Raw genomic sequence first — 24,317 nt, forward strand, 5'->3', positions numbered from 1 at the left:
TAGGGACCATGCCCACCGAACAGCCCGCCGGTGTCCTCTTCGACGTGGACGGCACCCTGGTCGACACCACCTATCTGCACACCGTGAGCTGGTGGGAGGCGCTGCGTCAGAGCGACCGGCGCGTGCCGATGGCGGAGATCCACCGCGCCATCGGGATGGGCTCGGACAAGCTGCTCGACCACCTGCTCGGCCCGGAGCGGGACCGCGACGCGGACGGCAAGCTGCGGGACGCCCACGACGCGCTCTTCGCGGAGTACTGGGAGCGGCTGGTCCCGCTGCCCCGCGCGGCGGACCTGCTGCGGGCCTGCGCGGAGCGGGGGCTGCGGGTGGTGCTGGCCACCTCCGCCGCCGAGCACGAGGTCGCCGCGCTGCGCCGGGCGCTGGCCGCCGACGACGTGATCGACACCGTCACCTGCTCGGCGGACGCCGAGGAGAGCAAGCCGGCGCCGGACATCCTGGTGGCCGCGCTGGAGCAGTCCGGCCTGGCCGCCGAGCGGGTGGTCTTCGTCGGCGACTCGGTCTGGGACGTCGCGGCCGCCGGCAGGCTGGACATCCCGTGCGTCGGGCTGACCTGCGGCGGCACGAGCCGGGGCGAGCTGGCCGGGGCCGGGGCGGTGGCCGTCTACGACGACCCGGCCGCGCTGCTCGCCGCCCTCGCGGACTCGCCGATCGTCGCCGCGAGGTGACGGCCGGCCGGCTCGGCGGCGCGGACGTGATCAGGAAGTCGAACCGGACAGGAATACGAAAAGACCTCCGGGGGCAAGGAGTCTCTCCACCTGCCCACACGCCGTGGGCGAGGCGGAGAGGTGGTGGGTGTGGAGCCGGTAGACGTGGCGTTCGCGGTGGTCGGCCTGGGAGCGCTGCTGGCGGGGATCCTGCCCCGGGTGCTCGAACGCCGCCCGCTGTCCATGCCGATCGCCTTCCTCGGGCTCGGCATGCTGGTCTTCGTCCTCCCCGTCGGCCTGCCGAACCCCGACCCGCTCGCGTACCCGGAGATCGCCACCCACCTCACCGAGATCGGCGTGATCGTCGCGCTGATGGGCGCAGGGCTGAAGATCGACCGGCCGTTGAGCTGGGCCCGTTGGTCGTCGACGTGGCGGCTGCTGGCGATCGCCATGCCGCTGTGCATCGCCGCGGTGGCGCTGCTCGGCTGGTGGTGGGCCGGCCTCGTGCCGGCCGCCGCGCTGCTGCTGGGCGCGGCCCTCGCCCCCACCGACCCGGTGCTCGCGGCCGACGTGCAGGTCGGTGAGCCCACCGACGTCGAGGACTCCGAGGACGAGGTCCGCTTCGCGCTCACCTCGGAGGCCGGGCTGAACGACGGGCTGGCCTTCCCCTTCGTGTACGCGGCCATCGCCATCGCCACCACCGGCCTGGCCCCCGGCGACTGGCTGGGCCGGTGGCTGGGCGTGGACGTGCTGTGGAAGGTCGCCGCCGGGCTGGCGGGCGGCTGGCTGGTCGGCTGGCTGCTCGGCAAGCTCTTCTTCCGGGCCCCGAGCGAGCTGCGGCTGGCCCGGCACGCCGAAGGCTTCCTCGCGCTCGCCGCGACCTTCCTGGCGTACGGGCTGGTGGAGGTGGCCGGCGGGTACGGCTTCCTGGCGGTCTTCGTGGCCGCCCGGGCGATCCGGTCCGCCGAGCGCACCCACGAGTTCCACTCGGTGCTGCACGCCTTCGCCGAGCAGATCGAGCGGCTGCTGACCGTGCTGCTGCTGCTGCTCTTCGGCGGTGCCGTGGTGGGCGGCCTGTTGGGCCCGCTGACCTGGCCGGCCGCCGCGGTCGGGCTGGCGCTGGTCTTCGTGGTCCGGCCGCTGGTCGGCCGGCTGTCCCTGCTCGGCGCGCCGGGCCGACCCGCCGAGCACTGGGTGATCGCCTTCTTCGGCATCCGCGGCGTCGGCTCCTTCTTCTACCTCGCGTACGCGACGGCGAAGACCGACTTCCCGCAGGCGGACCTCGTCTGGGCGACCGTCGGCCTCGTGGTGATCGTCTCGGTGGTGGTGCACGGCGTCGCGGCGACCCCGGTGATGCAACTGCTGGACCGCCGCGGCGAGCGCACCGCCGATCCGTCCGAGCCGGGCCGCGCCGGCGAACCGGTCGCCGCGCCGGGCTGACCGGCCGACTCCGGGCCGGGCGACCGGTCAGGTCAGGCGGGCGACGAGGGCGCGGCCGAGGTCCCGGCCGGAGAGCCAGGCGCTCTGCACCCGGGGCCTGCCGAAGGCGTCCCCGGCCAGCCCGACGCCGTCGGCGTCCAGGTGGTACGTCCCGCCGGGGCCGGCCGTCGGCTTGGCGTACGTCCACCGGTGCACGTGCACGTGCTCCGCCGGCTCGGGCAGCCCCAGCAGGTCCCGGACGGCCTCCTCGATCGCCGGCCCGGCGCCGGTGGGCTGGGCGAGGTGGCCGGCGGCGAACTCCGGCGTGGTATGCGCGACCAGCACCGGCGCGTCGTCGCCGCGCCGGTCGCCGTCGTCGCAGACCAGGCTCAGCAGCGGGTGGTCGTTGACGAACGCGCCCCGGAAGGCCGCCCACCGGCGGGTCGGGAAGCGCAGCACCCCGGTCAGCGCCGGCGACCACCGCTGGGCCTGCACGACGCGGGTGGCGGCGGCCAGGGCCGGGGCGAGCAGCAGGGCCGCCTGGGGCCCCGGCATGGCCAGGGCCACCGCCTCGCAGGGCCGCCCGTCGACCACCGGCCCCGGGTCGACGCCGAGCACGAGCCGGTCGACGGTCACCGGCAGGTCCCGGGCCAGGTGCTCGACCAGCGACCGCAGCCCCCGGGGCGCCGCCCAGCGCATCGGACCGGGCACCTCGCGCCGGCCGTCGACGCCGTACGCGACGAACGTGTCGGTCCACTCCCGGGCCAGCCCGGCCGCCCGCCACCCCTCGACCACCTGGGCAAAGTCGGGATCGCTGACGGTGAGGTACGCGGCGCCGGTGTCGGCGGGCCTGCCGTCGAAGCGCCTGCTGGCCATCCGGCCGCCGGGCACCCGGGCGCGCTCCCGGATCTGCACCGGCACGCCGGCGCGAACGAGTTCCGTCGCGCACGCGACCCCGGCGATACCGGCGCCGACCACCACCACACCCGCCCGGCCCGCAGTCACCGGGTGATCGTATGCGCACGGCGCCGAACAGACGGGCGAGATCGATCCGGCATGTCGGCACGGCGGGCGTCCTGGGCGGCACGATCCGCCGGGACCCGCATGGACCGGGCACGGGCGGGGTATTGGCACGTCTGTTCGACGGAAGGTGGAGATGATGACGGACCGCGACAGCAGTCAGGCCAACCCGCAGGGCGCGATCAAGGATCCCGACGAGTGGGTCACCGGGGACGAGCCGCCGACCGCCGCGCAGGAGTCGTACCTGGCGACGCTGGCCCGGGAGGCCGGCGAGGAGTTGCCGGAGGGGCTGACGAAGGCCGAGGCCTCCAAGCGGATCGACGAGCTCCAGGAGGAGACCGGCCGCGGTCAGTGACCCGGCGCGCGGCGCGGTGGGAGGCGGTGCAGCTCGACCTCGTCGAGCCGCCCCGCCGCCACCCGCGCCGTGAGGAAGGTGGCGTGCGGCTGGGCCCGCCGGTCGGTCGGCGAGCCCGGGTTGAGCAGGCGCAGCCCGCCGGGGGCGACGGTGTCCCAGGGGATGTGCGAGTGGCCGAAGACCAGCAGGTCGGTGTCGGGGAAGCGGGCCGCGCAGCGCTCCTCGCGCCGGGTCTTCGGCCCGGTCTCGTGCACGACGGCGACCCGTAGCCCGTCGAGTTCCACCCGGGCGATCTCCGGCAGCCGGGCGCGCAGCGCCGGCCCGTCGTTGTTGCCGTACACGCCGACGAGCCGGCGGGCCCGGGCGGCCAGGGCGTCGAGCAGGGCCTCGTCCACCCAGTCGCCCGCGTGCAGCACCACGTCGGCCGCGTCGACGGCCGCCCAGAGCGGCGCGGGCAGGTCCTTGGCGCGCAGCGGCACGTGGGTGTCGGCGGTGATCACCAGGCGCATCCCCCCATTCTCCGCGAGGGCGGCCCCGCCCGCCGGAAGCCGCGTCCCACCTCGCCCGGTTTCGCGTGCCCGAACCCTTCACAGCGCCGCGATGAGGACGTAGTTTGACGGCCATGCATGGGAGCGCTTCCAGTGGCGCTCCTCGATGGAATGGGAGACCCCGTGAGAAGCAGACCGGCACTCGCCGCGGTGGCCGCCGCCGCGGCCTCGCTCACCATCACCACCACCGTCACCGTCGGCGTCGTCCGGGCGCCCGCCGCGGCCGCCGCCGACTCGGCGTTCTACGTCGACCCGGCCACGGCCGCCGCGGCCTGGGTCGCCGCCAACCCCGGCGACTCCCGCGCCGCCGTGATCCGGGACCGGATCGCGAGCGTCCCGCAGGGCCGCTGGTTCACCCGGACCAACACCTCGACCGTACGCTTGGAGGTGGACGCCCTGGTCGGGGCGGCGGCCGCCGCCGGCAAGATCCCCATCCTGGTGGTCTACAACATCCCCAACCGGGACTGCAGCGGCGCTAGCGGCGGCGGCGCCCCCGACCACGCCACCTACCGGCAGTGGATCGACCAGGTCGCGGCCGGCCTGGCCGGGCGGCCGGCGACCATCGTCCTGGAGCCGGACGTGCTGCCGCTGATGACGAGCTGTCAGAACGCGGCCCAGCAGGCCGAGACGAAGGCCTCCATGGCGTACGCCGGCAAGAAGCTCAAGGCGGGTTCGGCCTCGGCGAAGGTCTACTTCGACACCGGGCACTCGGCGTGGCTCTCCCCCGCCGAGGCCGCCGCCCGGCTGCTCGGCGCGGACATCGCCAACAGCGCGGACGGCATCTCGCTGAACGTCTCCAACTACCGGCGCACCGCCGACGAGGTCGCCTACGCCAAGCAGGTGATCGCGGCGACCGGGGTGTCCCGGCTCAGGGCGGTCGTGGACACCAGCCGCAACGGCAACGGGCCGCTCGGCTCCGAGTGGTGCGATCCGTCCGGCCGGGCGATCGGCACCCCGAGCACCACCGCCACCGGCGACCCGGCGATCGACGCGTACCTGTGGGTGAAGCTGCCCGGCGAGGCCGACGGCTGCCTCGCGCCCGCCGGCCAGTTCGTGCCACAGCGGGCGTACGACCTGGCGGTGGCCGCCGGCCCGGCGCCGACCACCGCACCGCCGACCACGACCCCGCCGACCACCGCACCGCCCACCACCGCACCGCCCACCACGACCCCGCCGAGCACTCCCCCGCCGGCCGGTGGCTGCGCCGTGTCCTACACCGCGAACTCGTGGCCGGGGGGCTTCACCGCCGAACTGCGGGTGACCAACCGGGGCGCCCCACTCACCGGCTGGACCCTCACCTTCGCCCCCGGCGCCGGGGTCCGCCTGACCAACGGCTGGAACGGCGACTGGAGCCAGTCGGGCGACCTGATCACCGTCCGCAACGCCGCGTGGAACGCGGACCTGCCCACGGGCGGCACGACCACCCTCGGCTTCCAGGGCACCTGGGCCGGCGGCACCCTGCCCACCCCGACGGGCCACACCCTCAACGGCACCGCCTGCTCCTGACGGCTCCCGCCCGCCGCCGGTCCCCGGCGGTGGCCCGGCGGATCCCGCCCGCACCCGATGCGACCGGGACGGTCCCGCCCGTCCCGGTCGCATCGGGGCGATCTCGGCCGACTGCGACGCCGGGCGGGGGCCGCCGACGCCGGTCCGCCGAGCGCCGCACGGGGCGCCCGGCAGGACGGGCCGGGTCCGGGCCCTCCGCCGGCGTTACCCGGGGGCGGCGGCGGGAACCCGGGCGGTTGACGAAGGAGGAGCTGATGAGCACACCGTCGAGTGGGACCTCGGGCTGGCGGCCCGGCATGCCTGGCGGCGACACCCTCCCGTCCGGTCCCGCCGGTCGGCCGGCGGCCCATGCCGGCGACGGGCACGGCCCGGCGCTGGGCCCGCCCACCGTGACGATCGGGTCGTACCCGGACTATCCGTCCGCCCAGCGCGTGGTGGACCACCTGGCGGACAACCGCTTCCCGGTGGAGCACACCGCCATCGTCGGCACGAACCTCACCCTGGTCGAGACGGTGCTCGGCCGGATGACCACCGGCCGGGCGGCGCTGGTGGGCGCCGGCACGGGCGCCTGGTTCGGGCTCTTCATCGGGCTGCTGTTCGGCATCTTCACGGCGGGCAACAACTGGATCGCCGTGATCCTGGTGGCCCTGGTGGTCGGCGCGATCTGGGGCGCGGTGTTCGGCGCGGTCGCGCACGCGATGACGGGCGGCCAGCGCGACTTCACCTCGGCCAGCTCGCTGCGCGCCGGCCAGTACGCGGTCATCGTCGACGAGCAGTTCGCCGAGCAGGCCCGTCAGCTGGTCGGCCGGATGCACCTGACCGCGGCGCCCCGGGAACGGTGACCGAGCCGGGACCTGCCGCCCGCCCCCGGGTGGGCGGCGCCCCGATCCCGGCGCGCCCCCGGCCGGGACGGGGGCATCCCCCGGCTCGGATTCTTCAAAGTCGCACGATCCACGGCTCGGAGGCGGTAATCGCGCTCACAGGCCACTAGTTAAATTTTGAAAGAGTGCTACTGTCATGGCGTGACCGAGAGCCTGGCCCCCCACCGACTCGCCGCCTGGCGCGCCTACATCGAGGCGAGCCAGCGGCTGTTCACGCGGCTGGAGGAGGACCTGCGCGCCGACAGCGGGCTGAGCTTCGCCGACTACCACGTGCTCGTCCTGCTCTCCGAGGCGCCGGGCCAGCGGCTGCGGATGGGCGAGCTGGCGAGCCGCCTGGTCTTCTCGCCGAGCCGCCTGACGTACCAGATCTCCACCATGCAGCGGCGCGGTCTCGTCGCCCGGGAGTCCTGTCCCGACGACCGCCGCGGCAGCGAGGCGGTGCTCACCGCCGCCGGGCTGCTGGCGCTGCGCGAGGCCGCCCCGCACCACCTGAGGTCGGTACGCGCCCACCTGATGGACGACCTCGACGACGCCGAGGTCGCCTGCCTCACCCGGATCTTCGAGCGGCTCGGCCGGCGCCTGCGCGCGGACCGCGACGCGTCGACCCTCCACCACGAAGACTGAGGAGTTTCCGATGCCCGCCATCACCGTCGACAACGTGCTCGTCCTGCCGCGCCTGCCCCGGCTCGACGAGTCCACCGCGTTCCGGCCGGTCCGCCGGCTGACCACCGCCCCGAGCGGCTACGAGGGCGAGGGCTTCCCGGTCCGCCGGGCCTTCGCCGGCGTGCCGCTGAGCGAGCTGGACCCGTTCATCCACCTCGACCAGATGGGCGAGGTGGACTACGCGCCGGGCGAGCCGAAGGGCACCTCCTGGCATCCGCACCGCGGCTTCGAGACCGTGACCTACATGATCGACGGGATCATGGACCACCAGGACTCGCAGGGCGGCGGCGGCACCATCACCAACGGCGACACCCAGTGGATGACGGCCGGCAGCGGCCTGTTGCACATCGAGGCGCCGCCGGAGCACCTCGTGACCAGCGGCGGACTGTTCCACGGCACCCAGCTCTGGGTCAACCTGCCGAAGGTGGCCAAGATGAGCCCACCCCGCTACCAGGACATCCGCGGCCGGGAGGCGGCGCTGCTCACCACCCCGGACGGTGGCGCGCTGATCCGGGTGATCGCCGGCGAGATCGCCGGGCACCGCGGGCCCGGCTCGACCCACACCCCGATCACCATCACCCACGTGACCGTGCAGCCGGGCGCGCGCGTCGACCTGCCGTGGCGACCGGACTTCAACGCCCTGGTCTACGTGCTGGGCGGCCGGGGCACGGTCGGCACCGACGGGCGGCCGGTGCACACGGGGCAGCTCGCCGTGCACGGCCCGGGCGACGCGCTGCGCTTCGCGGCGGACGCGCGCCAGGACAGCCACACCCCGGCGCTCGACCTCTACATCATGGGCGGCGAGCCGATCCGGGAGCCGGTGGCGCACTACGGCCCGTTCGTCATGAACACCCGCGACGAGCTGCTCAAGGCGTTCGAGGACTTCCAGGCCGGCCGGCTCGGTGTCGTTCCGGCCGAACGGCTGCCGCACACCGGCGGCCAGGGGCCTCGACCCTGAGCCCGGGCGCGGGCGGTGGCGCCCCGGTACGCACCGGGGCGCCACCGGCGCGTCGGCGTGGCGTCAGGAGACGGCGAAGATGCCGGCGACGCCCAGGATCACCATGAGCAACACCGCCACCAGCGCACCCCGCTCGCTCTCCACCGCCTGCTCGCGGTACTCGGTCACGGAGTTCGTCGGCTCGCCGGGCATGGTGTTGCCTCCTCGGTTCCTCGCGTCGTGATCGGGCGGTGTCGGGGGTCGGCCGGCCGGCCGCCGGGGCGCCGGTCGGGATGCGGACCCGCGACGGGGGTCCTACCGTGAGGACGTCGTCGACCTCGGGGGGCTGGAACGATGGCACCGCACAACTGGTTCCTCAGCGCACGGGAACGCGCCAACCCGGGGTCAGAGTTACCCGTCTGGTCCAGCGGAAACCTTGCCGAGCCGTTAATTCACGGTGCCGCGTACTTCGACCGGCTCGTCGACGAGGTGGAGGCACTGGAGGCGGGTGACCACCTCTTCTTCACCGACTGGCGGGGCGACCCGGACGAGCGGATGCGCCCCGACGGGCCGACGGTGGCCCAGCTCTTCGCGCGGGCCGCCCAGCGCGGCGTGGTGGTCAAGGGCCTCGTCTGGCGCTCCCACCTCGACGCCCTGGCCTACAGCGAGGCGGAGAACCGCGACCTGAGCGAGACGATCTCCGCCGCCGGCGGCGAGGTGCTGCTCGACCAGCGGGTACGCCGGGGCGGCTCGCACCACCAGAAGCTGGTGGTGCTGCGGCACCCCCGCGCGCCCGAGCGGGACATCGCCTTCGCCGGCGGCATCGACCTGTGCCACAGCCGGCGTGACGACGCCGGGCACCGGGGCGACCCGCAGGCGGTGCGGATGTCCGCCCGCTACGGCGAGCGCCCACCCTGGCACGACGTGCAGCTCGCCGTGCGGGGGCCGGTGGTGGGCGCGCTGGACACCACCTTCCGCGAACGCTGGACCGACCCGATGCCGCTGGACTCGGAGAACCCCCTGGCGTACGTGCGGGACCGGCTGCGCGGCGCGGACCTGCGCCCCGATCCGTTGCCGGACCAGCCGGCCGACCCGCCGCCCTGTGGCCCGCACCACGTGCAGGTGCTGCGGACCTACCCGACGGTCCGCCCCCGCTACTCCTTCGCCCCGGACGGCGAGCGGACGGTGGCCCGCGGCTACACCAAGGCGGTCCGCCGGGCCCGCCGGCTGATCTACCTGGAGGACCAGTACCTCTGGTCCACGGAGGTGGCCGACCTCTTCGCCCGCGCGCTGCGGGACAATCCCGACCTGCACCTGGTCGCCGTCGTCCCCCGCTATCCGGACGTGGACGGCCGGCTGGCGCTGCCGCCGAACTCCGTCGGCCGCGAGCAGGCGCTGTCACTGTGCGAGCGGGCGGCCCCGGACCGGGTGCACGTCTTCGACGTGGAGAACCACGCCGGCACGCCGGTCTACGTGCACGCCAAGGTGTGCGTGGTCGACGACGTCTGGGCCAGCGTCGGCAGCGACAACTTCAACCGCCGGTCCTGGACCCACGACAGCGAGCTCTCCTGCGCCGTGCTGGACGACACCCGCGACGGCCGGGCGCCGGCCGACCCGGCCGGTCTCGGCGACGGGGCCCGGGTCTTCGCCCGGGAACTGCGGCTGCGGCTGTGGCGCGAGCACCTGGACCGCGACCCCGACGGCGGCGAGGACGCCGACCTGCTCGACCCGGCCGACGCCGTGGCGGCGATCACCGCCGCCGCTGACGCGCTGCGCCGGTGGCACGACTCCGGGCGGGTCGGCCCGCGGCCGCCGGGCCGGTTGCTGCCGCACCGGCCGGAGCGGCTGTCCTGGTACACCCGGGCCTGGGCGCTGCCGGCTTACCGGCTGGTGTACGACCCCGACGGGCGACCGCTGCGGGCACGCCGGGCGGGCACCTGGTGAGGCGGCTACGCCGACACGGAGACGGCGCCGGTCCGGGCGCGCCCGGCCGCGACGCCGGGGTCCGGAGTGTGTACGGTCAGGCCGCCCGGGTAGGCGAACGAGGCGCGCGGGGAGAAGAAGCCGAAGCCGATCGTGAGCGGATTCTCCGGGCGTAGCGCGTAGAGCGGGTGCCCCGGGTCCAGGAACTCCACCGACTCGATCACGAACGGGTTCACCGGCTCGGCGACGAACGGGTACACGGCGCTGAGCAACTGCCCGTCCCGGGCGGTGAAGTAGCGGTGGTGGCCGCTGGTGATCGTCTGGTCCGTCTCCCCGACCTGGCAGCGCGCCCGGATCAGCGGCACGCCGCCGATCTCCGTCTCGGCGACCAGGTTCCCGCCGTGGCTCTCGATCCCGGTGCGGCCGACGACCGCGGGGGCGCCGCGCGCGGCGGCGTAGTCGCGAATCCGTTCGCTCGAGGTCACGTAGTGCGTCCACCAGCCGCCGGGGCTGCGTCCGCCGGGCGCGTCGACGCCGGCCAGGCACACCCCGAGGTACGTCAGCGAGTAGGCGCCGAACCCGGAGGTCTGGCTCTCGTCGTCGACGACGTACTGGTTCATGAAGACCTGGCGGTCCGGGTGCGGGGTCAGCCCGGGCGGCACCAGCGCCGCGACCGCGTCCGGATCCGCCGGCAGCCAACTGAAGAACAGCGTGCGGCTGTTCAGGACGAGCTGGGGGGCGGCGGGGTCGAGCACGGCACCTCCGAAAGGGATGTACCCGCACGCTACGGCCGGTCCCGTGTACGGGACAACGACGGAAAGCCGACATTGACGGCCGGTCGTCCGCGCCCGGCGGACCGCTCGGCCGGGCCCGCGACCCTCCCGGACTCCCGTACGTCGATGTCTGGTCGGCATCGCCTGACCGTCCGCGTGGCGTAACCGGCCTCACAATACGATGGAGATTTGCCCCATGCGCCGCCTATGCAGGCGAAAATCCCTTGAGTACATCGTACTTTCGGCTAGATTTCCTCGGACCGATCGGGCTAAGGTGACTTCCGAACGTACATCTGAAGCTAAACCAAAGCGTCACGTCTTTTATCCGCGGACGAGGTGCAGGGAGGACCACCCATGACCGCGCCAACGATCAGCGAGCAGACGGCCACAGCGACGCCGGACACCACCGAGAAGCTCGACCCGCGAGCGCTCACCGACAGCGCCGCCGACCTGCTCAACGCGATGGCCGCGCTGCCGGCCGACCACCCGTCCCGCGCCGCCCTGCGCGACAAGGCGATCGAGGCCTGGCTGCCGCTCGCCAACCACCTGGCCCACCGCTACAGCGGTCGCGGCGAGCCCACCGACGACCTGGCCCAGACCGCCGCCGTCGGCCTGATCAAGGCGATCGACAAGTTCGACCCCTCCCGGGGCGTCGACTTCGCCGGCTACGCCATCCCGACCATCATCGGCGAGCTGAAGCGGCACTTCCGCGACCGCACCTGGGACATCCGGGTGCCGCGCCGCCTCCAGGAGCTGCGGCTGGCCATCTCCGACGCCAACAGCTCGCTGCTGCAGACCCTCGGCCGCTCGCCGACGGTCGCCGACATCGCCGCCCACCTCAAGCTCACCGAGGAAGAGGTCCTGGAGGGCCTGGAGGGCGCCCGCGCCTACAACGCGGTCTCGCTCTCGACGCCGACGGGCGACGGCGACCGCGCGACGGAGCTGGGCGACATGCTCGGCGGCGAGGACGGCGAGTTCGAGCTGGCCGAGCTGCGGGTCGCCCTCGGGCCCGCGCTGGCCACCCTGGACGAGCGGGAGCAGAAGATCCTCACGCTGCGGTTCTACGGCAACCTGACGCAGTCGCAGATCGCCGAGCAGATCGGCGTCTCGCAGATGCACGTCTCCCGGCTGCTGGCCCGCGCGCTGACCAAGCTGCGAGGGCAGCTCGACGGCACGTACTAGAGGGTGGTGGGCGAGGGCCGGGCCGGCGGGCCCGGCCCTCGCCGTGTCCGACCCACGGCAGCCATTCGGCGGACGGCCGGGTCACCTCGCAGGTGGCCCGGCCGTCGTCGTTCAGCGGCCGGCCCGGGTGGCGTCGATGGCCGTGAACGCCTCGGCGATGGGCCCCGCGAACGGCCGCGCCTCCTCCGGCCCCACCCGCACGATCCGCAACGCACTCCCATCAATGGAAGTTGCACCCTGTGCTCATGCGACCTGCGGATCTTGTCGTGACAGACTCGGAGGGTGACCGCGAGCCCCACCGTCCGCCGACGCCGCATCGCCCGGGAACTCCGCCAGTTGCGCGAGCGAGCCGGGATGACCCTGGACGTCGCCGCCCGGCAACTGGACATGTCCAAGAGCAACCTGTCCCGCATCGAGAACGCGCAGATCGGCATCAAGCCGCGCGACGTGCGGGCGGCGCTCGCCCTGTACGAGGTGACGGGGGCGGACGCGGAGGCCCTCATCGAGATCGCCCGTGGGGCGCAGCAGCGCGGCTGGTGGCAGAACTACAGCGACGTGCTGCCGGAGTGGTTCGAGTTCTACGTCGGACTGGAGGCGGAGGCGGCGACGCTGCGCACGTACGAGGCCGAGGCGGTGCCCGGGCTGCTGCAGACCGAGGCGTACGCGCGGGAGGTCTTCCGGCGCACCGCGGGCGAGGACGGTATCGAACGCAAGGTCGCCGCGCGGCTGCACCGGCAGAACGTGTTGCACCGCGACAGTCCGGTCGAGTTGTCGGTGGTGCTCAACGAGGCGGTGCTCTGCCGCCCGATCGGCGGCAACGCCGTGATGGCCGACCAGATGGCCCATCTCGCGAAGGTCGCTCAACTACCGAACGTGACGCTCCTGGTACTTCCGTTCTCGGCCGGGGGGCACCCGGCGATGAACGCGCCGTACGTCGTCCTCACGTTCGCCGACGCCGCCGACGCCACCGTGGTCTACCTGGAAAACCTCACCATGGGACTGGCTCTGGAGGGGGCCGAGCACGTGCGCGGGTATAGCCTTGTGCACGAGGAGCTGTGCCGGCTGGCACTCGGTCCGGAGGCGTCGTTGGCGCGCCTGACGGAAGCTTCTCGTTACTTTGCGTGACCGCTGACGCGGCACGCCGCACAGACGGGGGTACCGCGATGACCGCGCTCGACCTGACCCGTGCCCGGTGGCGCACCAGCAGCCGTAGCGTGGGCAACGGCAACTGCGTGGAGGTCGCCGGCGTCGAGGGCCGGATCGCCGTCCGGGACAGCAAGGACCGGGGCGGTCCGGTGCTGGCGTTCCCCGCGCCGGCCTGGCGGGCCTTCGTCGACGGCCTCGACGGGGTGCGCCCCGCCTGAGCCGCGGCGGGCGGTGCGAGACTGGGCCGTGCTCTCGGACGTGCCCCTCGACCTGCCCGTGCGGCCGGTGCTGCCCCGGCTGGTCGCGGCGCTGCGCGCGGCCGGGACCGGGGTGCTCGTGGCCCCGCCGGGCACCGGCAAGACCACCCTCGCCCCGCTGGCCGTGGCCGACGAGGTGACCGGCCGGGTGCTGGTCGCCCAGCCCCGCCGGGTGGCCGCCCGCGCGGCGGCGCGCCGGATGGCCGCGCTGCTCGGCGAACCGGTCGGCGAGCGCGTCGGGTACGCCGTGCGCGGCGAGCGCCGCGGCGGTCCGCGTACCCGGGTCGAGGTCGTCACCACCGGCCTGCTGGTCCGCCGGTTGCACCGCGACCCCGAGTTGGCCGGGGTGGGCGCGGTGCTGCTCGACGAGTGCCACGAGCGGCACCTCGACGCCGATCTGGCGCTCGCCTTCACGGTCGAGGCCCGGGCCGCGCTCCGGCCCGACCTGTGGCTGCTGGCGATGTCGGCCACCCCCGAGGCGGACCGGTTCGCCGCGCTGCTCGGCGGCGCGGGCGGCGCCGCGCCGATCGTCCGGGCGTCCTCGGCACTGCACCCGGTGACCCGGATCTGGGCGCCGCCGCCCCGGCCGGTGGTCGCGCCCGGCGCCGGCCCGGTCGATCGGGGCCTGCTCGACCACGTCGCGGCGACGGTGCGCCGGGCGCTGCGCGAGCGCGACGGTGACGTGCTGGTCTTCCTGCCCGGGGCCGGCGAGATCGCCGCGGTCGCGGGCCGGCTGGCCGATCTGCGCGACGCGGTCGCGCTCCTCCCGCTGCACGGCCGGCAGCGCGCCGCCGACCAGGACGCGGCGCTGCGCCCGGCCGACGGGCGGCGGGTGGTGCTGGCGACCTCGGTGGCGGAGAGCAGCCTGACCGTGCCGGGGGTCCGGGTGGTGGTGGACGCCGGGCTGTCCCGGGTGGCCCGGCTGGACCTGGCCCGCGGCCTGGGCGCGCTGGTCACCGTGCCGGTGTCCCGGGCGGCGGCGACCCAGCGGGCGGGCCGGGCCGGGCGGGAGGCACCCGGACACGTCTACCGCTGCTGGTCGGCGGCCACCCACGAACGGCTGGCCGCACAGCCGGAGCCGGAGATCGCCACCGCCGACCTGACGGGTTTCGCCCTGGAGTTGGCCGCCTGGGGGTCGCCGGACGGCGCCGGGCTGGCCCTGCCGGACCCGCCCCCGCCGGCGGGCATGGCGGTGGCCCGCGACGCCCTCGCCACCCTCGGCGCGGTCGACGGGCAGGGCCGGATCACCGACCGGGGCCGGGCGATCGCCGCCGTCGGTGCGCATCCCCGGCTCGCCCGGGCGCTGCTCGACGGGGCGCCCCGGGTGGGCGCGGAGCGCGCGGCCGAGGTCGTGGCGCTGCTCGCCGAGGACACCGTCGCCGGGCCGGGCGACGACCTGGTCGCCGCCTGGCGCCGGCTGCGCGCGGGCACGGACCCGGGCGCCACCGCCCGCTGGCGATCGGAGGTACGCCGGCTGCGCGCCGCCCTGCCCGAGGCCCCCTCGGCGACGGCGAGGCGGCCCGGCCGGGCACCCCGGACCGCCGGGGCCGACGCGGCGGCGGCCGGGAGCGCCGGCGGTACGCGACCCACCGCCGGCTTCGACCCGGTCGAGAACCCGCGCCGGGGCGACCTGCCCGACGACCTGGCCGCCGGGCTGCTGGTCGGGCTGGCCCACCCGGAGCGGCTGGCCCGGGCGCGGCGACCGGGCGGCTCGGCGTACCTGATGAGCGGCGGGACCGCGGCGGAGCTGGCGCGCGGGTCGGGGCTGGCGGGCGCCGAGTGGCTGGCGGTGGCCGTGGCGGACCGTGCCCCCGGCGCGCCGGCCGCCCGGGTGCGGCTGGCCACCCCGCTCGACGAGGCGACCGCCCGGGAGGCGGGCGGGCCGCTGCTGCGCGCCGAGCGGGAGGTCGGCTGGTCCGGCGAGGACGTGGTGGCCCGCGAGGTGGTCCGGCTGGGTGCGATCGAGCTGACCGAGCGGCCGGCCCGGCCCGGCGCGGACGAGGTGGCGGCGGCCCTGCTGACCGGCCTGCGCCGCGGCGGCCTCGGGTTGCTGACCTGGACCCCGGCGGCGCTGGCGCTGCGCGGGCGGCTGGCGTTCTGCCGGCACGCGTTGGGCGGCGACTGGCCCGACGTCAGCGACGGGGCGCTGCTCGCCGACGCGCCGGCCTGGCTCGGCCCGGAGCTGGCCACGGCCCGCCGCCGGGCCGACCTGGCCCGGGTCGACGTCGCCGGGGCGCTGCGCCGGCTGTTGCCGTGGTCGCTGGCGACGCGGCTCGACGAGGTCGCCCCGGAACGGATCACCGTGCCGAGCGGTTCCCGGATCCGGATCGACTACGCCGACCCGGCGGCGCCGGTGCTCGCGGTGAAGCTCCAGGAGACGTTCGGCTGGCGCGACGCGCCGCGGGTCGCCGACGGCCGGGTGCCGGTGCTGCTGCACCTGCTCTCCCCCGCCGGGCGGCCGGTGGCGGTCACCGCCGACCTGGCGTCCTTCTGGCGCACCGGCTATCCGCAGGTGCGGGCCGAGCTGCGCGGACGCTACCCGCGTCACCCATGGCCGGAGGACCCGACCACGGCCGCGCCCACCCGGCACGCCACCCCGCGCCGGCGCTGACCCGGCCTCGCGCCGTCGCGGCCCCCGCGCTCGCCGACGTCATGAGGCTCCGGGCGCCGAGCCGGTCGGCTCGCCCGCGAAGGCTCGCTCACTCCTCGACCACGTCGGCGATGACCACCGTGACGTTGTCCGGCCCGCCGGCCCGCAGTGCCAGGTCGATCAGCCTGCGGGCGCACTCCGCGCGGTCCGGGTGCTCGGCGAGCACCTCGGCGAGCGTGTCCGGGCGGACGACGTTGGACAGGCCGTCGCTGCACAGCAGCCAGCGGTCGCCGGCCCAGGGCACCATCGTCGCGTACGCCGGGGACACCTCGTCGCCCTGCAACGCCTGGGTCACCACGGCCCGGCGGGGATGGCTGCTGGCCTGGTCGGGGGTGATCACCCCCTGGTCGACGAGCAGCTGCACGAACGTGTCGTCCCGGGTGATCTGCTTGAGCACCCCTTCTCGGAACAGGTAGGCGCGGGAGTCGCCGACGTGGGCGAGGGCCAGGCAGCTGCCCGTCCGGGCGAAGAGCAGGGCGGTCAGTGTGGTGCCCATGCCCTGCCGCTCCGGATCCTCGGCGACCGCCTGGCGGATCCGCGCGGTGGCCAGCTCGATGCCGCTCTGCAGCGCGGCCACCAGCGCGTCCTCCGGGGTCTCCACGTCCAGCGGAGCGATCGCGTCGATGGTGATCGCGCTGGCCAGGTCGCCGGCCGCCATCCCGCCCATGCCGTCGGCGACGGCGACGAGCCAGGTGCCGGCGTGCAGGGCGTCCTGGTTCCCACTGCGGATCAGCCCACGGTCGCTCGTTCCCACGGAACGTAGCTTCAGGGTCATGGGTGGCAGCCTGCCAGGCCGAGGGCGCAATTGTCTCTAGGAGATCAGGACCTCGGCGCGTCGCGCGGCGAATCTCACTGTCGCCGGCCCTTCGCGGGCACCACAGGTCATCCAGCCGGATCGATTGACAGGGGCCGGGAGCACTGGAAACATCGGGGCCATATCTGGGAGCGCTCCCAGCATTGCCGCCACCGCGCCACCGCCACACCCCGTCCCCCGCAGTCGTCCGGAAGGACCACCCGTGACGCCATCCCGACGCCGCCTGGCGCTGCTCGCCGCCGCGACCACCATCGCCCTGACCGGCGCCACCGCCGGCGCGGCCCACGCCGAGCCGCCCCCCGACGCCCCCGAACAGATCGACAACGGCGACTTCAGCGCCGGCGTGTCCCCCTGGTTCTCCTACGGCACCGGCCCGCTGGGGGTGACCGACGGCCGGCTCTGCACCACGGTCCCCGGCGGCCTGGCCAACCCCTGGGACGCCGGCATCGGCCAGGACGGCGTGCCGCTGGTCGCCGGGGCCGAGTACACCCTCGGCTTCGACGTCTCCGCCACGCCCGGCACGGCGGTCAAGGCCGTCCTGCAACTGGGCAGCGCCCCCTACACCACGTACGCCAGCGTGGACGCCGCCGCCGGTGGCACCGCCCAGCGGGTCGAGAAGACGTTCACGGTCGCCGAGGGCAACCCGGCCGCCCAGCTGATCTTCCAGGTCGGCGGCGGCGCGGCCGAGCAGACCGTCTGCCTGGACGACGTCTCGCTGCGCGGCGGCGACCCGCCCGAGCCGTACGTGCCCGACACCGGGCCGCGGGTGCGGGTCAACCAGGTCGGCTACCTGCCCGGCGGGCCGAAGAACGCCACCGTCGTCACGTCGGCGACCGACGCCCTGCCCTGGCAGCTCCGGTCGGCCGGCGGCGCGGTCCTCGCCAGCGGCACCACCACCCCGCGCGGCGTCGACGCCGCCTCCGGGCAGAACGTGCAGACGGTCGACTTCTCGTCGTACCGGACCCCCGGATCGGGACTGACCCTGGTCGTCGACGGCGAGACCAGCCACCCCTTCGACATCTCCGGCGCCCTCTACGACCGGCTGCGCTCCGACTCCCTCCAGTTCTTCTACGCCCAGCGCAGCGGCATCGCCATCGACGGCGACCTGATCGGCGCCGAGTACGCCCGCCCGGCCGGGCACCTGGGCGTCGCGCCCAACCAGGGCGACACCTCCGTGCCCTGCCAGCCGGGCGTCTGCGACTACTCCCTCGACGTGCGCGGCGGCTGGTACGACGCCGGCGACCACGGCAAGTACGTGGTCAACGGCGGCATCGCCACCTACCAGCTGCTGAACACCTTCGAGCGGACCAGGACGGCGGCCAGCGCCGGCCACGGCGCCGCCCTCGGCGACGGCACGCTGCGGGTCCCCGAGCGCGACAACGGCGTGCCGGACGTCCTCGACGAGGCCCGCTGGGAGCTGGAGTTCCTGCTGCGGATGCAGGTGCCGGCCGGCAAACCCCTCGCCGGCATGGCGCACCACAAGATCCACGACCGGAACTGGACCGGGCTGCCGCTGGCCCCGCACGACGACCCCGAGCCGCGTGAGCTGCACCCGCCGTCCACGGCGGCCACCCTCAACCTGGCCGCCGTCGCCGCCCAGTGCGCGCGGCTGTTCGCCCCCTACGACGCGACCTTCGCGAAGCGCTGCGACACCGCGGCGAAGACGGCCTACGCCGCGGCGAAGGCCAACCCGGCGCGGTACGCCAGCCCCACCGACAGCACCGGCGGCGGGGCGTACGACGACACCAACGTCACCGACGAGTTCTACTGGGCGGCCGTCGAGCTGTGGCTGACCACCGGCGAGCAGGCGTACCTGGCGGACCTGACCGCGTCGCCGCACCACACCGGGGACGTCTTCGACCCGCGCGGGTTCGGCTGGCAGGGTGTCGCCGCGCTGGGCCGGCTCGACCTCGCCACCGTGCCGAACGGGCTGCCGGCCGCCGAGCTGAGCCGGATCCGCGCCTCGGTCACCGCCGCCGCCGACGCCCACCTCGCCGAGCTGGGCCGGCAGGCGTACGGGCTGCCGATGCCCGGCGACCCGGGCAGCTACTTCTGGGGCGGCAACAGCAACGTCATCAACAACGCGATCGTGCTGGCCACCGCCTTCGACCTGACCCGGGACGCGAAGTACCGGGACGGGGCGGTGCAGGCGATGGACTACGTCCTCGGTCGCAACGCCCTGAACATCTCGTACGTGACCGGGTGGGGCGAGCACGCGGCCGAGAACCAGCACAGCCGCATCTTCGGCCACCAACTCGACCCGGACCTGCCGAGGCCGCCCGCCGGCTCGCTGGCCGGTGGCCCGAACGCCGCCCTGCAGGACCCGTTCGCCGCCAAGTTGCTCGCCGGCTGCAAGCCGATGTTCTGCTACGTCGACGACATCAACTCGTACGCGACCAACGAGGTGGCGATCAACTGGAACTCGGCGCTGGCCTGGATCGCCTCGTTCCTCGCCGACCAGGGTGACGCCGGGGCGGTGCCCGCGCCGACCTGCACGGCCACGTACACCAACTACGGCGCCTGGCACGGCGGCGCCGGCTTCACCGGCCAGGTGACCATCCGCAACACGGGCGCCACCGCCGTCGACGGCTGGACCGCGAGGTTCGCCTTCACCGGCGACCAGAAGGTACGCGAGGCGTGGCTGGCCAAGGTGACGCAGGCCGGGGCCACGGTGACCGCGCGGAACGAGTCGTACAACGCCCGGATCGCCCCCGGCGGCACGGTGACCTTCGGCTTCAACGCGGTGACGGGTGGCGGCGCCAATCCGGCGCCCGGCCTGATCACCGTCAACGGCGCGGCCTGCACGCTCTCCTGACCCGCCCCGCCCGGCCGGGCCCGGCGCTCCACCGCCGGCCCGGCCGGGCGATCGCGCGGCCCGCCCGGGCCACGGTCGCGCACCATCGGGGAAGTGGTGGTCTCCCCACAGCGGGAGAGCACTACTTCCCCGAAGTCGTCGCCTGCCCGCCCCGACCTGACCGAGTCGACCGCCCGGCGATTTCGGTGGACGGGGCGTTCGGGCGTACGACATGGTGGCCGGCATGGACGACGCGGAGCGGCGGGTGTGGGGGCGGCTGCCCGACGGCGCCCGGGCCGCGCTGGCCGGCCTGGCCCCGGCCGACCTGCGCACGCTGCTGCTGGCGGTGGCCCGCGACCGGGCGGCGGCGGTACGCCCGGCGGAGTTGGTCCGCCGCTGGCGAACGGACCGGTTCACCCGCCCGGCGGCGGCCGACCCGCGCACGCTGGCCCGCGTGGAGGCCCGCCTGTGGGAACTGCTGCCGGACGACTTCGCGGGCGTCGACCTCTCCCCCGTCGCGCCGCTCGGGACCTGCGCCGCGGTCGCGCCGGTGAGCCAGAACCGGATCGTCACCACTCTCCGGCTCACCGAGGTGCTCAGCGATCCCACCAATGCCCTCGCGATCGAGGCCGCGGTCCGCCGCCGGGAACGGCGGGCCGACGGCGCGGTCCACCTGGCCGCCTGCCACCGGGTGCTGCGGGCGCAGGACTTCGGGCCGGGAGCCTCGGCGCACTTCCGGCTCCTCGCGCTGGTCTCCAGCGCCCGCGACAGCGGTTCGGGCAGCACCCAGGCCCGGCTGCTCACCCTGCACCTGGCCTACTGGCAGCGGGTGCTCGCCGCCCTGGCGCCCGGGGCGGCGGCGCGCCTGCGCCTGACCGTGTTCGACAGCCCGGTCGTCGCGGAGCGGATCGCTGACACCGTCCGGCCGGCGCTCGCCCCGTCCGCCGTGCCGGTGGTGGACGAGCCGGAACGCCGACGCGGCCGGGGCTACTACGTCGACGCCGCGCTGCGGATCACCGCCGGGGACGGCGCGGACGAGGTCGAACTCGGCGACGGCGGCTTCACGGACTGGACCGCGCGGCTGGTCGGGGACCACAAGGAACGCTGTCTGATCTCCTGCCTGGCCACCGAGCGACTCGCCGCGCTGACCGGCCCCGCCACGCCGGACGACCCCCGACAACCGCCGCGCTGACCGGCCCCCGGCACCTCGCCGCGCTGACCGGCCCCGCCGACCGGTCCGGCGGCGGGCGCCGCGCATTCGCGGTGGCGGCGGTCGAGGTGTGGCCGGCCCGCGCGGGACGCCTCCCTGCCGGCGCACGACCGCGGCGGCAATCGACGCTCGCCGCTGTAGCACGATGCCCACCATGACCGAGCAGCGGAGTCCCACCCTGCGTCCCGGTGGCCCGGCCGACGCGCCCGCCGTGCTGCGGCTGCTCGACGACGCGACCGCCTGGCTGGTGGCGCGCGGCCGCACCGGCCAGTGGGGCACCGAGCCGGCCTCCACCGATCCGCGGCGGATCGCCCAGGCCGACGCCTGGGCGACGAGTGGCGGGCTGTGGCTGGCGATGCTCGCCGACCGGCCGGTCGGCGCGCTGGTGGTGGGCGCGGCGACGGAGTACGTGCCGCCGGCCACCGAGCCCGAGTTGTACGTCAACCTGCTGGTCACCGACCGGGCGCACAGCGGTTCGGGGATCGGCGGCCGGCTGCTCGCCCACGCCGCGGAGTTGGCCCGTGGGCGCGGCCTCGGCCTGCTCCGGGTCGACTGCTACGCGGGCGGGGACGGCGCGCTGGTCCGCTGGTACGAGCGACAGGGCTTCACCCCCACCGACCCGTTCACGGTCGAGCGGCCGGGCCGCGACCCGTGGCCCGGGCAGGTCCTCGCCCGCCGCCTGCCCTGACTTCGCGCGCCGTCCGGCTCCGGGCGCGGGCTCAGCCGATCTCCTCGTCCACGAAGCACCAGCGCCAGGTCTCCCCCGGCTGGATCGACCGCATCACCGGGTGCGCGGTGGCGGCGAAGTGCTGTGTGGCGTGCTGGTAGGGCGAGGAGTCGCAGCAGCCGACGTGCCCGCAGGTGAGGCAGGACCGCAGGTGCACCCAGTCGTCGTTGCCGATGGCCACGCACTCCGGGCACGCGTCGGTGGTCTCCGGGGCGGCGTCGCCCGCCCCGGTCAGGTGCTGACAACTCACTCCACGACCTCCCGGCGCAGCAACGACTCTTCCAGATCCAGGTCCCGGTACGCCCGCACCAGCACCTCCTCGGGGATGCGACCGGAGTCCCGGGCGGCCCGGAACACCTCCCGCTCGGCGTCGATCATCTCCTGCCGCAAGCGACCGTACGCCTGCGACGGCGTTTCCCGCGCGGCGCCGCCCAGACGCTCCCAGGCCGTGTTGGTGCGGTCGTCCAGCAGCCGGCGCAGCCGCTCGACGACGGCCGCCGGGGCGGTGTCGGCCAGCGCGTCGAGGCGCTCCCGCGCCGCCCGGCTGGCCTGCTGCTGCACGCCGGCGGCAGAGAGCGCGTCCTGCACCGGGTCGTCGGGCGGCAGTTCGAGCCGCCGGGCGACCATCGGCAGGGTGGCGCCCTGCGCCACCAGGGTCACCACGATCACCGCGAACGCCAGCCAGACGAACAGCGCGCGCGGGTACGGCCGGTCGTCGGCGAGGGTGAGCGGGAGGGCCAGCGCGGCGGCCAGGGTGACCACCCCGCGCATCCCGGCCCAGCCCAGCACGATCGGGTAGCGCGGCGACGGCGCTGGCTCCCGGTTGCGGACCTTGGGCACCAGCCGGGCCAGGTAGGTGGCCGGGAAGAGCCAGACGAACCGGGTCAGGAAGACGGTCACCAGCACCGCCGCCGTGATCGCGGCCAGGAAGCCGGCCGGCTCGTCGAGTTCCCGCAGCACCTGCGGCAACTGGAGGCCGACCAGCAGGAAGACCAGCCCTTCCAGCAGGAACCGGGTCAGCCGCCAGAACGCCCCGACCTGGAGCCGGGACGCGGCCGACATCAGCCGGGGCAGCTTGTGCCCGAGTCCCAGGCCCGTCACCACGACCGCGACCACGGCGGAGGCGTGGACCGCCTCGGCGGCGAAGGCCACCGCGAAGGGGATGATCAGCGACAGCGCGTTGTCCAGCAGCGGGTCGGTGACGCGTTTGTGCAGGAAGCCGAAGACCACCACGCCGAGCACGCCGATCGCGATGCCGCCGCCCGTGGCGGTGACCACCTCGACGGCCACCTCGGTGACGCCGACCGCACCGCCGACGGTGGCCATGGTGGCGATCCGCAGCAGCACCAGTGCGGTGGCGTCGTTGAGCAGGCTCTCCCCCTCCAGGATCGTCACCACCCGCCGGGGCAGCCCGATGCGCCGGGCCACCGCCGTGGCGGCGACCGCGTCCGGCGGCGCCAGCACCGCGCCGAGGGCCAGGCAGATCGCGAACGGCACCGCCGGCAGCATCAGGTGTACGACGAGGCCGACCGCGAACGCGGTGAAGATCACCAGCCCGACGGCCAGCAGCAGGATCGGCCGCAGGTTGAGCCGGAACGCCGGCACCGACGTTTCGAGCGCCGCGACGTAGAGCAGCGGCGGCAGGATGCCCACGAGCACCAGCTCCGGGTCGAGCCGCACCTGCGGAAAGCCCGGCACGAAGGCGAGGACGAGGCCGAGCACCACCAGCAGGATCGGCGCGAGCAGGCCCAGCTTGCGGGCCAGGGCCGCACCCAGCGTCGCGATCGCCAGGAAGACGACGACGTCGAACAGAGCTTCCATGGGGGACGAGCCTAGGGGCACCCCCGCTCACCCGGCGTTGCGCACCTTGGGCAGCACCTGGGCGCCGAACGTGTCGATGAAGTCCCGCTGCTCCTGCCCGACGTGGTGCAGGGCGATCTGGTCGAAGCCGAGGCCCACGTACTCCTCCAGCCAACCGACGTGCCGGCCCGGGTCCGCGGAGACGTTGACGACCTCGTGGACCTTCTCCATCGGCACGTGCGCCGAGACCGCGTCGAAGTGCTCGGCGGTGTCCAGGTCCCAGCAGACCGGGGGCGCGAAGACGTTGCTGCGCCACTGGTCGTACGCGATCCGCTCGGCCTCGGCCTGCTCCGGCGCCCAGCTCACGTGCACCTGCAGGTGCAGCGGCCCGCGCCCACCGGCGTCCCGGTACGCGTCGATCATCTGCCGCAGGTGCGCGGTCGGCGCGTTCACGGTGATCAGCCCGTCCGCCCACTCGGCGCACCAGCGGGCGGTGGCCACGCTGACCGCCGCGCCGATCAGTGCCGGCGGCTGCTCGGGCCGGGTCCACAGCTTCGCCCGGTCGACCCGGACCAGGCCGTCGTGGCTGACCTCCTCGCCGGCCAGCAGCGCGCGGATCACGTCCACACACTCGCGCAGCCGGGCGGCGCGGACGTCCTTGCGCGGCCAGCCGTCGCCGGTGATGTGCTCGTTGCTCGCCTCGCCGGTGCCCAGCGCGGCCCAGAACCGTCCCGGGTACATCGCGCCGAGGGTGCCGATCGCCTGCGCGATGATCGCCGGGTGGTAGCGCTGGCCGGGCGCGTTGACCACGCCGAAGGGCAGGTTGGTGGCCTGGAGGGCGGCGCCGAGCCAGGACCAGGCGAAGCCGGACTGGCCCTGCCGCTCGCTCCAGGGCGAGAAGTGGTCCGAGGACATGGCGGCGTCGAAGCCGGCCCGCTCGGCGTGGATCACCGCGTCCAGCAGGGCGCGGGGATGGATCTGCTCGTGGGACGCGTGGAAGCCGAACACCGTCATGGCGTCACTCCCTACCCATGACGGTGTCCGGCT

Annotated in this window: 23 protein-coding genes; 15 read left to right on the forward strand and 8 right to left on the reverse strand. The window is 75.1% G+C overall.

Features of this window, described 5'->3' with window-relative positions; translation table 11 throughout:
* Positions 1-8: 8 nt before the first annotated feature.
* Complete coding sequence (locus ACGF7U_RS23695; RefSeq protein ID WP_393110027.1) at positions 9-686, forward strand: HAD family hydrolase; 678 nt, start codon at positions 9-11, stop codon at positions 684-686.
* A 129-nt stretch (positions 687-815) separates the two neighbouring features.
* Positions 816-2,105, forward strand: a complete 1,290-nt coding sequence (locus ACGF7U_RS23700; RefSeq protein ID WP_393110029.1) for a cation:proton antiporter — start codon at positions 816-818, stop codon at positions 2,103-2,105.
* Positions 2,106-2,132: 27 nt separating this feature from the next.
* Here the strand turns inward: ACGF7U_RS23700 and ACGF7U_RS23705 are convergent, their stop codons facing one another.
* Positions 2,133-3,068: an NAD(P)/FAD-dependent oxidoreductase gene (locus tag ACGF7U_RS23705; RefSeq protein ID WP_393110281.1), complete on the reverse strand. Its 936-nt coding sequence runs from the start codon at positions 3,066-3,068 to the stop codon at positions 2,133-2,135.
* A 175-nt stretch (positions 3,069-3,243) separates the two neighbouring features.
* On the opposite strand from ACGF7U_RS23705, the gene ACGF7U_RS23710 reads away from it, so the two are divergent.
* Positions 3,244-3,459 (forward strand): DUF3072 domain-containing protein, encoded by a 216-nt coding sequence (locus ACGF7U_RS23710; RefSeq protein WP_393110031.1) that lies wholly within the window; start codon positions 3,244-3,246, stop codon positions 3,457-3,459.
* On the opposite strand, the gene ACGF7U_RS23715 is transcribed toward ACGF7U_RS23710, so the two are convergent.
* Positions 3,453-3,968: a metallophosphoesterase family protein gene (locus tag ACGF7U_RS23715; RefSeq protein ID WP_393110033.1), complete on the reverse strand. Its 516-nt coding sequence runs from the start codon at positions 3,966-3,968 to the stop codon at positions 3,453-3,455. The two genes, ACGF7U_RS23710 and ACGF7U_RS23715, sit on opposite strands and share 7 nt — an antisense overlap.
* 162 nt (positions 3,969-4,130) lie before the next feature.
* Here ACGF7U_RS23715 and ACGF7U_RS23720 point away from each other — a divergent pair, with 162 nt between their 5' ends.
* From ACGF7U_RS23720 to ACGF7U_RS23735, 4 genes are all read left to right on the forward strand, one after another.
* Positions 4,131-5,513, forward strand: a complete 1,383-nt coding sequence (locus tag ACGF7U_RS23720) for a glycoside hydrolase family 6 protein (protein ID WP_393110035.1) — start codon at positions 4,131-4,133, stop codon at positions 5,511-5,513.
* Positions 5,514-5,767: 254 nt separating this feature from the next.
* A complete protein-coding gene (locus ACGF7U_RS23725; protein WP_393110037.1) occupies positions 5,768-6,355 on the forward strand; it encodes a general stress protein in 588 nt (195 codons plus the stop codon).
* 180 nt (positions 6,356-6,535) lie between these two features.
* Positions 6,536-7,018 carry a MarR family winged helix-turn-helix transcriptional regulator gene (locus tag ACGF7U_RS23730; RefSeq protein ID WP_393110039.1) on the forward strand — a complete coding sequence of 161 codons (483 nt, stop codon included), beginning with the start codon at positions 6,536-6,538 and terminating at the stop codon, positions 7,016-7,018.
* A gap of 10 nt (positions 7,019-7,028) precedes the next feature.
* The gene (locus ACGF7U_RS23735; RefSeq protein WP_393110041.1) at positions 7,029-8,015 is read left to right on the forward strand and encodes a pirin family protein; all 987 of its coding nucleotides are present in this window, start codon (positions 7,029-7,031) and stop codon (positions 8,013-8,015) included.
* Positions 8,016-8,078: 63 nt separating this feature from the next.
* Here the strand turns inward: ACGF7U_RS23735 and ACGF7U_RS23740 are convergent, their stop codons facing one another.
* On the reverse strand, positions 8,079-8,207 hold the full coding sequence (locus ACGF7U_RS23740) for a hypothetical protein (RefSeq protein ID WP_393110043.1): 129 nt from the start codon (positions 8,205-8,207) through the stop codon (positions 8,079-8,081).
* Positions 8,208-8,348: 141 nt separating this feature from the next.
* Here ACGF7U_RS23740 and ACGF7U_RS23745 point away from each other — a divergent pair, with 141 nt between their 5' ends.
* Positions 8,349-9,938, forward strand: a complete 1,590-nt coding sequence (locus ACGF7U_RS23745; protein WP_393110045.1) for a phospholipase D family protein — start codon at positions 8,349-8,351, stop codon at positions 9,936-9,938.
* A gap of 5 nt (positions 9,939-9,943) precedes the next feature.
* Here ACGF7U_RS23745 and ACGF7U_RS23750 read toward each other — a convergent pair whose 3' ends face one another.
* Complete coding sequence (locus ACGF7U_RS23750; RefSeq protein ID WP_393110047.1) at positions 9,944-10,672, reverse strand: hypothetical protein; 729 nt, start codon at positions 10,670-10,672, stop codon at positions 9,944-9,946.
* 372 nt (positions 10,673-11,044) lie between these two features.
* Between ACGF7U_RS23750 and ACGF7U_RS23755 the strand changes: the two genes are divergently transcribed.
* The 4 genes from ACGF7U_RS23755 to hrpB all read left to right on the forward strand — a co-directional run bounded on the left by ACGF7U_RS23755 (position 11,045) and on the right by hrpB (position 15,886).
* Entirely contained in the window at positions 11,045-11,872 is an 828-nt protein-coding gene (locus ACGF7U_RS23755; protein WP_393110049.1) for a SigB/SigF/SigG family RNA polymerase sigma factor, read from the forward strand.
* 282 nt (positions 11,873-12,154) lie between these two features.
* On the forward strand, positions 12,155-12,997 hold the full coding sequence (locus ACGF7U_RS23760) for a helix-turn-helix domain-containing protein (RefSeq protein WP_393110051.1): 843 nt from the start codon (positions 12,155-12,157) through the stop codon (positions 12,995-12,997).
* A gap of 38 nt (positions 12,998-13,035) precedes the next feature.
* Positions 13,036-13,236 carry a DUF397 domain-containing protein gene (locus ACGF7U_RS23765; RefSeq protein ID WP_393110053.1) on the forward strand — a complete coding sequence of 67 codons (201 nt, stop codon included), beginning with the start codon at positions 13,036-13,038 and terminating at the stop codon, positions 13,234-13,236.
* Between the two features lie 28 nt (positions 13,237-13,264).
* Positions 13,265-15,886, forward strand: coding sequence for an ATP-dependent helicase HrpB (gene hrpB / locus ACGF7U_RS23770; protein ID WP_393110055.1), 2,622 nt, complete (start codon positions 13,265-13,267; stop codon positions 15,884-15,886).
* An 88-nt stretch (positions 15,887-15,974) separates the two neighbouring features.
* Here hrpB and ACGF7U_RS23775 read toward each other — a convergent pair whose 3' ends face one another.
* On the reverse strand, positions 15,975-16,700 hold the full coding sequence (locus tag ACGF7U_RS23775; RefSeq protein WP_393110057.1) for a PP2C family protein-serine/threonine phosphatase: 726 nt from the start codon (positions 16,698-16,700) through the stop codon (positions 15,975-15,977).
* A gap of 241 nt (positions 16,701-16,941) precedes the next feature.
* Here ACGF7U_RS23775 and ACGF7U_RS23780 point away from each other — a divergent pair, with 241 nt between their 5' ends.
* The 3 genes from ACGF7U_RS23780 to ACGF7U_RS23790 all read left to right on the forward strand — a co-directional run bounded on the left by ACGF7U_RS23780 (position 16,942) and on the right by ACGF7U_RS23790 (position 21,431).
* The gene (locus ACGF7U_RS23780) at positions 16,942-19,554 is read left to right on the forward strand and encodes a glycoside hydrolase family 9 protein (protein WP_393110059.1); all 2,613 of its coding nucleotides are present in this window, start codon (positions 16,942-16,944) and stop codon (positions 19,552-19,554) included.
* 223 nt (positions 19,555-19,777) lie between these two features.
* Positions 19,778-20,725 (forward strand): hypothetical protein, encoded by a 948-nt coding sequence (locus tag ACGF7U_RS23785; RefSeq protein ID WP_393110061.1) that lies wholly within the window; start codon positions 19,778-19,780, stop codon positions 20,723-20,725.
* A 172-nt stretch (positions 20,726-20,897) separates the two neighbouring features.
* Positions 20,898-21,431 (forward strand): GNAT family N-acetyltransferase, encoded by a 534-nt coding sequence (locus ACGF7U_RS23790; RefSeq protein WP_393110063.1) that lies wholly within the window; start codon positions 20,898-20,900, stop codon positions 21,429-21,431.
* A 31-nt stretch (positions 21,432-21,462) separates the two neighbouring features.
* Here the strand turns inward: ACGF7U_RS23790 and ACGF7U_RS23795 are convergent, their stop codons facing one another.
* Genes ACGF7U_RS23795 through ACGF7U_RS23805 form a run of 3 tightly spaced genes read right to left on the reverse strand, consistent with a single transcriptional unit; the run spans position 21,463 to position 24,284 of the window.
* A complete protein-coding gene (locus tag ACGF7U_RS23795; protein WP_393110065.1) occupies positions 21,463-21,720 on the reverse strand; it encodes a UBP-type zinc finger domain-containing protein in 258 nt (85 codons plus the stop codon).
* Positions 21,717-23,291, reverse strand: a complete 1,575-nt coding sequence (locus ACGF7U_RS23800) for a Na+/H+ antiporter (protein ID WP_393110067.1) — start codon at positions 23,289-23,291, stop codon at positions 21,717-21,719. The genes ACGF7U_RS23795 and ACGF7U_RS23800 overlap by 4 nt, the downstream gene beginning before the upstream one ends.
* Before the next feature lie 27 nt (positions 23,292-23,318).
* A complete protein-coding gene (locus ACGF7U_RS23805) occupies positions 23,319-24,284 on the reverse strand; it encodes a TIGR03885 family FMN-dependent LLM class oxidoreductase (protein ID WP_393110069.1) in 966 nt (321 codons plus the stop codon).
* Positions 24,285-24,317 lie beyond the last annotated feature (33 nt).

Source organism: Micromonospora sp. NPDC047670 (assembly GCF_043204915.1).
GTDB lineage: Bacteria > Actinomycetota > Actinomycetes > Mycobacteriales > Micromonosporaceae > Micromonospora.

What these genes read in the sequence shown, in the direction of transcription:
- ACGF7U_RS23695 (WP_393110027.1), top strand. Translation starts at nt 9, where the DNA reads ATGCCCACCGAACAGCCCGCCGGTGTCCTCTTCGACGTGGACGGCACC.
- ACGF7U_RS23710 (WP_393110031.1), top strand. Translation starts at nt 3,244, where the DNA reads ATGACGGACCGCGACAGCAGTCAGGCCAACCCGCAGGGCGCGATCAAG.
- ACGF7U_RS23715 (WP_393110033.1), bottom strand. Translation starts at nt 3,968, where the DNA reads ATGCGCCTGGTGATCACCGCCGACACCCACGTGCCGCTGCGCGCCAAG.
- ACGF7U_RS23725 (WP_393110037.1), top strand. Translation starts at nt 5,768, where the DNA reads ATGAGCACACCGTCGAGTGGGACCTCGGGCTGGCGGCCCGGCATGCCT.
- ACGF7U_RS23735 (WP_393110041.1), top strand. Translation starts at nt 7,029, where the DNA reads ATGCCCGCCATCACCGTCGACAACGTGCTCGTCCTGCCGCGCCTGCCC.
- ACGF7U_RS23740 (WP_393110043.1), bottom strand. Translation starts at nt 8,207, where the DNA reads ATGCCCGGCGAGCCGACGAACTCCGTGACCGAGTACCGCGAGCAGGCG.
- ACGF7U_RS23745 (WP_393110045.1), top strand. Translation starts at nt 8,349, where the DNA reads ATGGCACCGCACAACTGGTTCCTCAGCGCACGGGAACGCGCCAACCCG.
- ACGF7U_RS23755 (WP_393110049.1), top strand. Translation starts at nt 11,045, where the DNA reads ATGACCGCGCCAACGATCAGCGAGCAGACGGCCACAGCGACGCCGGAC.
- ACGF7U_RS23765 (WP_393110053.1), top strand. Translation starts at nt 13,036, where the DNA reads ATGACCGCGCTCGACCTGACCCGTGCCCGGTGGCGCACCAGCAGCCGT.
- ACGF7U_RS23775 (WP_393110057.1), bottom strand. Translation starts at nt 16,700, where the DNA reads ATGACCCTGAAGCTACGTTCCGTGGGAACGAGCGACCGTGGGCTGATC.
- ACGF7U_RS23785 (WP_393110061.1), top strand. Translation starts at nt 19,778, where the DNA reads ATGGACGACGCGGAGCGGCGGGTGTGGGGGCGGCTGCCCGACGGCGCC.
- ACGF7U_RS23790 (WP_393110063.1), top strand. Translation starts at nt 20,898, where the DNA reads ATGACCGAGCAGCGGAGTCCCACCCTGCGTCCCGGTGGCCCGGCCGAC.
- ACGF7U_RS23800 (WP_393110067.1), bottom strand. Translation starts at nt 23,291, where the DNA reads ATGGAAGCTCTGTTCGACGTCGTCGTCTTCCTGGCGATCGCGACGCTG.
- ACGF7U_RS23805 (WP_393110069.1), bottom strand. Translation starts at nt 24,284, where the DNA reads ATGACGGTGTTCGGCTTCCACGCGTCCCACGAGCAGATCCATCCCCGC.